9 protein-coding genes are annotated in these 6,362 nt (G+C 66.6%); 3 read left to right on the top strand and 6 right to left on the bottom strand.

Translation table 11 applies throughout. The annotated features are described in order from the left end of the window. The 3 genes from N5K27_RS27980 to N5K27_RS27970 form a co-directional block, all read left to right on the top strand. Positions 1–1,185 (top strand): NADH:flavin oxidoreductase/NADH oxidase (locus tag N5K27_RS27980; protein ID WP_279820830.1); only part of this gene is annotated, 1,185 nt, incomplete at its 5' end. Then, positions 1,166–2,005, top strand: a complete 840-nt coding sequence (locus N5K27_RS27975) for an ABC transporter ATP-binding protein (RefSeq protein WP_217896286.1) — start codon at positions 1,166–1,168, stop codon at positions 2,003–2,005. The genes N5K27_RS27980 and N5K27_RS27975, both read left to right, overlap by 20 nt. Next, positions 1,995–2,861, top strand: coding sequence for an ABC transporter permease (locus N5K27_RS27970; RefSeq protein WP_087836764.1), 867 nt, complete (start codon positions 1,995–1,997; stop codon positions 2,859–2,861). Before N5K27_RS27975 ends, N5K27_RS27970 begins: the two co-directional genes overlap by 11 nt. Positions 2,862–2,865: 4 nt before the next feature. Here the strand turns inward: N5K27_RS27970 and N5K27_RS27965 are convergent, their stop codons facing one another. From N5K27_RS27965 to N5K27_RS27940, 6 genes are all read right to left on the bottom strand, one after another. Beyond that, on the bottom strand, positions 2,866–3,369 hold the full coding sequence (locus tag N5K27_RS27965) for a GNAT family N-acetyltransferase (RefSeq protein ID WP_087836763.1): 504 nt from the start codon (positions 3,367–3,369) through the stop codon (positions 2,866–2,868). Continuing rightward, a complete protein-coding gene (locus N5K27_RS27960; RefSeq protein WP_087836762.1) occupies positions 3,366–3,647 on the bottom strand; it encodes a DUF1778 domain-containing protein in 282 nt (93 codons plus the stop codon). Before N5K27_RS27960 ends, N5K27_RS27965 begins: the two co-directional genes overlap by 4 nt. 96 nt (positions 3,648–3,743) lie before the next feature. Beyond that, a complete protein-coding gene (locus N5K27_RS27955) occupies positions 3,744–4,523 on the bottom strand; it encodes an anti-sigma factor (protein WP_087836761.1) in 780 nt (259 codons plus the stop codon). A gap of 4 nt (positions 4,524–4,527) precedes the next feature. Beyond that, positions 4,528–5,031: a sigma-70 family RNA polymerase sigma factor gene (locus tag N5K27_RS27950; RefSeq protein WP_087836760.1), complete on the bottom strand. Its 504-nt coding sequence runs from the start codon at positions 5,029–5,031 to the stop codon at positions 4,528–4,530. Between the two features lie 12 nt (positions 5,032–5,043). Next, positions 5,044–5,430, bottom strand: coding sequence for a hypothetical protein (locus tag N5K27_RS27945; RefSeq protein WP_279820824.1), 387 nt, complete (start codon positions 5,428–5,430; stop codon positions 5,044–5,046). An 89-nt stretch (positions 5,431–5,519) separates the two neighbouring features. Next, entirely contained in the window at positions 5,520–6,329 is an 810-nt protein-coding gene (locus N5K27_RS27940) for a helix-turn-helix domain-containing protein (protein WP_087836758.1), read from the bottom strand. Between the last annotated feature and the right edge of the window lie 33 nt (positions 6,330–6,362).

The raw sequence follows: 6,362 nt of genomic DNA, 5'->3' as shown, positions 1-6,362 counted from the left end.
CTTTCTCCTGACCAAGGTCCGGACACGGACGTTCCGATGTTGTTCCAACCCTTGACGCTGCGGGGCGTGACGGCACGCAACCGTATCGTCGTGTCGCCGATGTCGCAGTACAAGTCGGTCGATGGCTGCCCCACCGACTGGCACCTGGTGCACCTGGGCAAGTTCGCGCTGGGCGGCGCCGGCATCGTCTTCTGCGAAGAGACCTCGGTCTCCCAGCGCTCGCGCAAGACCTACGACTGCCCGGGCATCTACACCGATGCACAGGCCAAGGCCTGGCGCCGCATTACCGATTTCCTGCGCGAGCAGGGTACGGTCAGCGCCATCCAGCTGGGCCATGCAGGCCGCAAGGTGGCGACGCGGGCGCCGTGGGAGGGCTTCTCGCCGCTGGGGGAGGCGGACGCCGCCCAGGGCCGCCCGCCCTGGTCAGGCCTGGCTCCCAGCCCCATTCCGTTCAAGGAAGGGGCGATGGTGCCCAAGGAAATGGATCGCGACGACATCCGGGCGGTGATCCAGGCGCACGTCGATGCGGCCAAGCGTTCGTTGGACGCGGGCTTCGACATCTGCGAGATACACGGTGCGCACGGCTACATCATCCAGCAGTTCCTGTCGCCGATCACCAACCATCGCACCGATGGCTACGGCGGCGACATCGAAGGACGCATGCGCTTCGGCCTGGAGCTGATCGAGGCGGTCCGGGCTGCGTGGCCGGCCGACCGGCCGCTGTTCTTCCGCGGGTCGTGCGTGGATGGCCGCGGCGGCATCTGGAGCCTGGAGGACACGATCGTGCTGGCGGGCCGGCTGAAGGAGCGCGGGGTGGACATGTTCGATTGCTCGTCGGGCGGGATCGACGGTCCGCTCACGCTGCATGTGGTGCCGCGCGTGCCGGGCTACCACGTGCCGTTCGCGCGGCGCATCCGCAAGGAGGTGGGCATCCCCACCATGGCCGTGGGCTTGATCCGTGAGGCGCGGCAGGCCGAAGGCTATCTGCAGGCGGGCGACTGCGACCTGGTGGCGCTGGCGCGCGAGATGATGTGGAACCCGAACTGGGCGGCGCACGCGGCGCGCGAGCTGGGCCTGGCGCGGCCGCACGAACTGCTGCCGCAGAACTACGCGTGGTGGCTGCAGAAGCGCGAAGAAACCCTTGAACTTTCCAGGACATCCACCCATGAACAGCCCGTCTCCTGAAGGCCGTCCCTTTGCCGAACTGTATGACGTCTCCATGCATTACGGCGGGGTCGACGGCACGCTTGCACTCGAGAATCTGAACATGACCGTCAACCGCGGCGAACTGGTCGCGGTGGTGGGGCCGTCGGGATGCGGGAAGTCGACCCTGATGCGATTGATGAGCGGCCTATGGCTGCCGACCGACGGCGGTGTGATCATCGATGGCAAGGAAGTGGACCAGCCGCTGTCGATCGTCGGCATGGCGTTCCAGAATCCCACGCTGCTGCCGTGGCGCACGATTCTCGACAATGTCATGCTGCCGCTCGAAGTCGCGACCGGGCATCGCAGCCGCCTGCGCGCCCACAAGGCCGACTACGTGGCCAAGGCGCAGGAGCTGCTCGAACTGGTCGGGCTGGGCGGGTTCGGCGCCAAGCTGCCGCATCAATTGTCGGGCGGCATGCAGCAGCGGGCGTCGCTGTGCCGGGCGCTGATCCACGAGCCGGCGCTGTTGATGCTGGACGAACCGTTCGCCGCCCTGGATATCTTCACGCGCGAGGACCTGTGGTCGGTCCTGCAGAACGTCTGGATGGCCCGGCGCCCTACGGTGATGCTGGTTACGCACGATCTGCGGGAGGCGGTCTACCTGGCCGACAGGGTGGTGGTCATGTCGTCACGCCCGGGCCGGGTGATCGCCGAGCACGTGGTGCCGTTCCCCCGTCCGCGCAGGCGCGAGGATACGTTCTCGCCTGAATTCAATGCCCTGGTCCATGAATTGCGCGAAGCCATCGAAGTCGCGCGTGGCCGGCAAGACAGTCTTGAAGAGGTCGAACATGCAGCGTGACAATGCCTTGCCTATCAACGAGGTGCGTCGAGCCACGCGCAGCAGCCGGGCCGCCGCGCGCGCGGCTGCGCTGAAACGCCGGCGCCGCCTGGAGCGTGTGCTGCCATGGCTGGTCATCCTGGGGTTCTTCCTGGTTTGGGAAGCTGCGGTTCGCGGCCTTGGCATCGCGGATTTCGTATTGCCGCCGCCCTCGGCCATCGCCCAGGGCATGATCAAGTGGTGGGAGCCGCTGCTGGTCGACGCCGGACACACCCTGGTGTCCACGACAATAGGGTTCGCTTTCGCCGTCGTGCTCGGCATCGTCACCGGAGTCGCCATCGGGGCGTCCACGCTGGTCTACCGCGGGCTCTATCCTCTGCTCGTGGCGTTCAACAGCATTCCCAAGGTCGCGCTGGTGCCGGTGCTGGTACTGTGGTTCGGCGTCAATACCGTACCCGCCATCATCACCGCATTTGCCATCAGCTTCTTTCCCATCGTGGTCAACGTCGCAACCGGCATCGCCACCATCGAGCCGGAGCAGCGCGACGTGTTGCGCGCGTTGGGCGCGCGCCCGCTGGACATCGTGCGCAAGGTCGGGCTGCCGCGTGCCATGCCGTATTTCTTCGCCTCGCTCAAGATCGCGATCACCGTGGCCTTCGTCGGCAGCATCACCGCGGAAACGGTGTCCTCCGAGCATGGGATCGGCCATTTGATGATGGCGGCTTCCGCCAGTTTCGACGTGCCGCTGGTATTTGCCGGGTTGATCGTGACCAGTGTCATGGGCATCGCGATGTACACCATCGCGGCCGCCATCGAAAAGCGCACCACGACGTGGGCGACGCGTGGCCAGAACGATCTGGAGAATGGCGGACACTGACGGATCAGCTTCGGGACGTACGTACGGTAGCCAGTGGCAGGAAGAGTGTGCGCGGCGAGTCCGGCAAAGCGATGAATCCATGGTATCGGTAGAAAGCCGCCGCTGCCTCGTCCTTGGCGTCCACCATCAGCGCGTAGGCGGCGACTTCCGAACGGGCGGCCCGGTCAAGCGCATCGGCTAGCAGCGCGCCGCCTAGGCCCTGGCCCTTGAATGTCTGATCCACGGCCAGGCGTCCCATGCGAACGGCGGGTACGGTCGGATAGCGGGGCAGTTTCTTGCCGACACTAGCTGGCAGATCCGTCAGCAGCAGACTGGCCGAGGCCAATGTGTAGTAGCCCGCGATGCGCTGCCCATCGGCCATGGCCACGAAACAGGCCGCCACTCGGCGGCGGACATCCTGCGACACTTGTTCTCGCAGGTAGCGATTCAGAGGCTCCGAATCGCAATTGAATGCTGTACGGTCATGAGTCGCATCGAGGGATCCGACCAGGAAAGGCGCATTCCTCATTCAGCACGCAAGAGTTTGCGGCGACGAGCCATTGCGCGCTTCAAGGCCGGGGTGGGGGGCGGGGGCTCCATCAAAGCCTGAGCAAAACACTCTTGGTCGGCCAGCGACAAACGAATGACCTCGGCCTGTTCGATAGCCCGCTGAGCGGCATCCTGAACCGCGGCAACGATGAAATCAGTCATGGTCCTGCCCTGGAGTTCGGCGGCGCGTTTGAGCATCGAATGCAGGTCGGTACTGATTCGAGCTTCGAGACGAGCGGTGGAAACGGCTGTAGACATGGTGCTGTCCTCCTATTTCGATCATACGGCAAATTGCCGTACAAATCAAAAGTAGGGATGCTTGAATCGGCATGCCCTGGCAACAGCCCGCGATACCTACCGCTTATCCAACTGGTCGTACACGGCCGACGCCACCCGCGCCAGCTCGTCCTTGGAAACCCCCGCCGACAGCGCATAGCCGAAGGGCCCGTCTATCCAGTAGAAGACATTGATGCCGCCCTCGCGCGCGAAGCGGAAGGCCGTGTCCGGATTGCCGTCGCGCTCGGTGCTGACGTACAGGGTCAGGCGCTGCCCGCCGGCGTCCTGGTACATGAACTGGGCCACGGGGCCTTCGCTGCCGGGCAGCAGGCGGCCGCCGACCAGTTCAAAGCCCAGGCCGCCCAGCTTGGGCGCCCGCACGTCCCGGCCCAACCGCCGCGACAGCCAGGTGACGAGCTGGGCTTCCTGGTCCGCGCCGATCTCGACCGGCCGGCGCACGTCCGGACTATAGACTGCGTGGGCGATGGCGGCCTGCTGGGGCAACGACGGCCGCGCGTCGGCCAGGGCCGAGGCCTGGTAGCGGCCGTGTCCCCACCAGCCCGCCATGCCGCCCAGCAGGGCCAGCATGAGGCCGGCGGCAATGCGCAGGGCGGGCCACGGCGGGCGACTGCGCCGGGCGCCTGGCGGGACCGCCGCGGCTTCCAGCGCGGGCGGGATCGGTTCGTCCAGTACCGGCTCGAACAGCCGTTGCAGCGCGCGCTTCTGTTCCTGCCAGGCCCGCACGCGCACGGCGGCGTCCGGATGGGCGGCCAGATGGGCCCCCACGTCGGCCCGCCGCGCGGGCGACAGCTCGCCGTCGACGTAGGCATGCAGATCGGCTTCGGTGATGGGCATCATGGTTTCACTTGATCATCCGCAGTGTTCCGGCCGCGGGCGGCTGTCCGTCCAGGATCTGCCGCAGGCGCTCCCGCCCCCGCGACAGCCGGGACATGACGGTCCCCAGCGGGATGCCCAGAGTGTCCGCGACCTCCGTGTAGCGCATGCCTTCCAGCGCGACCAGCAGCAGGACCGCCCGCTGTTCCTCCGGCAACTGCGCCAGCGCATGCTCCAGGTCCTCGAGCTCGATGCCGTCCGCCTGCGTGGGCCGCGACGGCATGTCGTCCAGGGCTTCGTTCCACGGCACGGTGTTCAACCGCTGTCCCCGCAACTGGTCCACGCGCAGGTTGTGCATGATGGACAGCAGCCACGCGCCCAGGTCGCGCCCGATGTGCCACGTGTGCAGGCGCGCCCACGCGCGTTCCAGGGTGTCCTGCACGAGATCGTCGGCCGCCGCGCGATCGCCCGCCAGCGCGCGGGCATAGCGCCGCAGACGCGGAAGCAGGGCGGTCACCGCGCGGCTGTCCATGGGCCGGTCAGGTCAGGGCTTGGCGACGTGCCAGACGTTGTTGACGCCGTCGCCGGTCTTGTCGCCCGGCTTCTGGTCCTTGACCCAGAAGTACAGCGGCTTGCCCTTGTACGCCCACTGGGCCTTGCCGTCGTCGCGCGTGATGACCGTGTAGTCGCCCTCGGCCTTGTCCGAGGCCGTAGCCATCAGCGGTGGCCAGTTGGTCGCGCACGGGCCGTTGCACACGCTCTTGCCGCTGCCGGCGACGTCCTTGTCGAACACGTAGAGCGTCATGCCGTTGCCGCCGGCCCGCACGCCGTCCTTCGCCTGGGCGGGGGCCGCCTGCGCGGCCGACGCGCCGAACAGGGCCGCCGTTGCCAGCAGCAGGGAGGGCAGAAGCGATGTTTTCCTGGCTACCATGGGATACTCCTTGGTGGTTGATGAAGGGTGCTTGAACGGTATACGGGGGCGGGCCGTCCAATATTCCCTTTGGCGGAAAATTTCGCCGCCTAGCCCATCTGCTGCCTATGCGCCGCGAATCGTTCCTCGATTTCCCTTTGCGCTTCGAACAGATGGTCCACGATCTTGCGTCGCGCCGCGTCGTCCTTCACTCCCCGCGACAGGAAGATCACGTTCAGCGAGGACACGGCCCGATCCTGGAAGCGCAGTGGCACCGCGACGCCGCCGAATTTCGGCTCGTCCGTCCATTCGCCCTGGTTCAAGGCATAGCCGCGCTCACGGGTCTGGGCGATCAGCGTCTGGACGAAACGGTCGTCGGCCGCCAGCCTGGCGTAGTCGTCGGTCCGGCCCTGCAGCAGGTCCAGGATGGCTGCCAGTTCTTCCAGCTGTGCGTAAGCCAGGTAGGCGCGGCCGGCAGCGGTGGTCAGGATGGGTAGCCGGCGGCCGGGCATGCCGGGATGAAAGGACAGAGGGCTGTATGAGCGCGTGGATGCCCGAACGATCATCTCATCGCCTTCCAGCGACACGATGGAGCAGGGCCAGACGATGGCTCTGGATAACGCGCGCATCATGGGCCAGGCGACTTCGGTGATCGCGACGTTGTCACGAAACCCATAGCTCAACTGGTGCACCCGGAATGTCAGCCGGTACAGGTTCGTGGCCGGGTCCCATTCCAGATAGCCGGCCTCGCGCAGCGTCTCCAGAAGGCGCTTGATGGTGGTCCGGTGCATGCCGGTGGTGCGGGTCAGTTCGGCGATGGAGGCCGAGCCGCCGGAACTGCGGTTGAGCGCAGCCAGGATGTCCAGGCCCTTCACCAGAGATTGGCAGAGCCGGTAGCCGCCGTCGAGGTTTCGCGCCATCTGTGCAGATTTCGTGATCGGGGAACGATGCGT

It is taken from the genome of Pigmentiphaga sp. GD03639, from assembly GCF_029845405.1.
GTDB classification, from domain to species: domain Bacteria; phylum Pseudomonadota; class Gammaproteobacteria; order Burkholderiales; family Burkholderiaceae_B; genus Pigmentiphaga; species Pigmentiphaga daeguensis.
This window is presented reverse-complemented; position numbering and strand designations above follow the sequence as displayed.

Bases quoted from the DNA above. Each gene is read 5' to 3' on its own strand.
- N5K27_RS27955 (WP_087836761.1), bottom strand. From the start codon at position 4,523: ATGATGCCCATCACCGAAGCCGATCTGCATGCCTACGTCGACGGCGAG.
- N5K27_RS27940 (WP_087836758.1), bottom strand. From the start codon at position 6,329: ATGGCGCGAAACCTCGACGGCGGCTACCGGCTCTGCCAATCTCTGGTG.
- N5K27_RS27970 (WP_087836764.1), top strand. From the start codon at position 1,995: ATGCAGCGTGACAATGCCTTGCCTATCAACGAGGTGCGTCGAGCCACG.
- N5K27_RS27945 (WP_279820824.1), bottom strand. From the start codon at position 5,430: ATGGTAGCCAGGAAAACATCGCTTCTGCCCTCCCTGCTGCTGGCAACG.
- N5K27_RS27975 (WP_217896286.1), top strand. From the start codon at position 1,166: ATGAACAGCCCGTCTCCTGAAGGCCGTCCCTTTGCCGAACTGTATGAC.
- N5K27_RS27965 (WP_087836763.1), bottom strand. From the start codon at position 3,369: ATGAGGAATGCGCCTTTCCTGGTCGGATCCCTCGATGCGACTCATGAC.
- N5K27_RS27950 (WP_087836760.1), bottom strand. From the start codon at position 5,031: ATGGACAGCCGCGCGGTGACCGCCCTGCTTCCGCGTCTGCGGCGCTAT.
- N5K27_RS27960 (WP_087836762.1), bottom strand. From the start codon at position 3,647: ATGTCTACAGCCGTTTCCACCGCTCGTCTCGAAGCTCGAATCAGTACC.